The organism is Tahibacter caeni (assembly GCF_024609805.1).
Classification (GTDB): Bacteria; Pseudomonadota; Gammaproteobacteria; order Xanthomonadales; family Rhodanobacteraceae; genus Tahibacter; species Tahibacter caeni.
Map to the genome: position 1 here is coordinate 1 of NZ_JANFVR010000494.1, position 2,500 is coordinate 2,500.

General features: G+C 73.3%; 3 protein-coding genes. All 3 read right to left on the reverse strand.

What is annotated here, in order from left to right; translation table 11 throughout:
* A partial coding sequence (locus NON22_RS23040) for a serine/threonine-protein kinase (protein ID WP_257389327.1) occupies positions 1 to 905 on the reverse strand: 905 nt, incomplete at its 3' end.
* A gap of 53 nt (positions 906 to 958) precedes the next feature.
* Entirely contained in the window at positions 959 to 1,363 is a 405-nt protein-coding gene (locus tag NON22_RS23045; RefSeq protein ID WP_257389328.1) for a hypothetical protein, read from the reverse strand.
* Positions 1,364 to 1,466: 103 nt separating this feature from the next.
* Positions 1,467 to 2,500, reverse strand: a 1,034-nt coding sequence (locus NON22_RS23050; RefSeq protein WP_425508023.1) for a hypothetical protein, incomplete at its 5' end; no start/stop codon positions are given.

Below are 2,500 nucleotides of genomic sequence, written 5' to 3' on the forward strand. Positions count from 1 at the left end.
GCGAGGCCCAGCGCCGCCGCGTCGGCGCGCGCAACCAGCGCCGGCGGCGGCGCGTCGGCGATGTGCCGCGCGAGTTCGGCGACGGGAATGCCGGCATGACGCGCGTGGCCGGTCAGCAGTTCGTCGAGCAGCAGGCCCAGCGCGTAGAGATCGCAGGCCGTCGTCAGCGGCCGGTCCAGCAGCTGCTCGGGACTCGCGTATTCCGGCGTCAGCGGCATCAGGCCCGTACGCGTCGCGCCGGTGATGCGCGCGTCGAGCGACTTGGCGATGCCGAAATCGAGCAGGCGCGCGCGGCCGTCCGTGTCGACGAGAATGTTGCCGGGCTTCAGGTCGCGATGAATGATCAGCGCGCGATGCACCGCGTCGACCGCATCGAGCACTTGCAGGAACAGCAGGACGCGCGCACGCGGATCGAGCGCACGGCTGCGGCACCACCGGTCGATGCGTTCGCCGGCCACGTATTCCATGACGACGTAGGGCTGGCCGGCGTCGGTGCTGCCGCCGTCGAGCACGCGCGCGATGTGCGGATGCTCGAGCCAGGCGAGGAACTGGCGCTCGCGTTCGGCGCGGCGCAGGGCGTCGGGATCGCCGAGCAGGCTCGCGAAGATCTTGATTGCGACGCGCTGCTCGAAGCGGCCGTCCCGGCGCTCGGCGAGCCAGACCTGGCCCATGCCGCCCTGGCCCAGCGGTTCGATCAGCCGGTAGGGGCCGAGTTCTCGCGGCGCCGCTGGCGCCGCCGCGGGCTCCAGAAAGCCGTCGCTGGCTTCGTGCGCGTCGAGCAGCGCCATCACGTTCGCGAACAGCGCGTCGTCGCCGGCGGCGGCCGTCGCGACGTGCGCGCGCCGCTGCGCCGCCGGTACGGCGAGCGCAGCTTCGAACAGGGCCAGGGCCTGGCGCAGATCCATGGACGTCGGCGGTGGGCGTGAGTCCGCCGCATGCTACACCGCGCGCCGCCGCCTCAGCCGCGCTGCGCGGCGACCTCGGCCGCGAGCGCCTTCGGCGCGAGCGTGCAATAGCTCGCGACGAGCAGCGGTTCGATGAGGTCCCAGTCGCTGTCGGCGTCCAGGCGCAGGCCGACGATGTCGGGCCACCAGCGCGGCAGGAAGAACGGCGCGCGCGCGAAGCGCGGCGTCTCGGCGGCCGGCCGCGGCGTGCGGAACGTCAGCACGCTGAGCGGCCCGCCGCTGCCGGCCGCGCTCGCATAGACCGGCGGCCAGCCGCCGTCGATCTGCACGACGTGGGCGAAGTTCTTCTTGCGTATGCACCAGCGGATACCGGTCCAGGCGGCTTCCTCACAGGCCTCGGGCAGATCCAGGCAGATCGTGCGCAGCTTGTCGACGAGTGTGGGCGGCGGTTGCGGCATGTCGGGCAGCCTGAGTCGCGAAGGCGGCGCGATTCTAGTGACCCCTGGCGCACGACGAGGTAAAGGGATCGCTAAGGACTGCCCGTGCGCGAGCTTGCCGGGTTCAGGCGCTGCGCGTGAATTCGCTGATCCAGTTCGTTTCCCAGGTGCGGCCGCCGTCGCCGGAACAGGCCTGCTCCCAGCGCGCCGACTGCGGCGTGATCGCCGACCAGCGCACGCGCGTGAGCACGGCGCGGCCGTCGAGAACGTCGTCGCCGTGGAACGTGCCGACCCCGTCGGCGAAGCGGCCGCGCAGCGGCGCTCCCGGCGTCGCCGGCGTGCGGCCGTCGAACCACCAGCTCAGCCATTCGCTGCGGCGCGCGTCGAATGCGCGCAGGCCGATGCCGCGGAATGCGCCGGCCGGAAAATTCATGAGGTTGTCGCCGACGTTGCCGTGTCCGCCGAGCACGGGCCAGTTGACGAGCGTGCCGTCGAAGCGGTCCCAGTCGGTGCAGCCGGCCAGGCGCCGGCGCAGGCGGCGGTGCGCGACCCGCCAGCGGCCGACCAGGAAATCGAAGTCGTGCGGCCGCGTGTCGAGCAGCGGCAGCGGCGTCGGCTCGGCGGCCGTGCGCGTGAACGCGTTGGTCCAGTTCACCTCCCAGCTCGCGCCGTCGTCGGCCGAGAACGCCTGCTCCCAGTTCGGCCGCGCGCTGTGCAGGTCGAGCCAGCGGAAGCGCATGAGGATCGGCCGGCCCTCGAAGATGTCGGCGCCGACGAAGGTGCCGGCCCCGCCGGCGAAACGGCCGCGCACCGGCGCGTCCAGGCGCGCCGGCTCGCGGCCGTCCAGCCACCAGATCGACCAGGCGTCGCTGGCCGCGTCGTACGTGCGCACGGTCAGGCCGCGATAGACTCCGGCCGGCAGCTCCAGCAGGTTGTCGTCGATCGTGCCCAGACCGCCCATCGCGAGCCACAGCGCGCTCTTGCCGCCGAACACCTCCCAATCGTCCGAGCCGGCCAGACGCCGCTTGAGGCGCCGGTGCGAGACGTCCCAGTTGCCGACCAGCCAGGCCCAGTCGTCGCGGTGGTCGGCCGCTGCCGCCGCGCCGCGCAGGAGGCGCGGCAGGCTCAGGCCCGCGGCGGCGGCGGACGCGGCCGCGA

Coding starts and splice junctions, on each gene's coding strand:
- NON22_RS23045 (WP_257389328.1), bottom strand. CDS start 1,363: ATGCCGCAACCGCCGCCCACACTCGTCGACAAGCTGCGCACGATCTGC.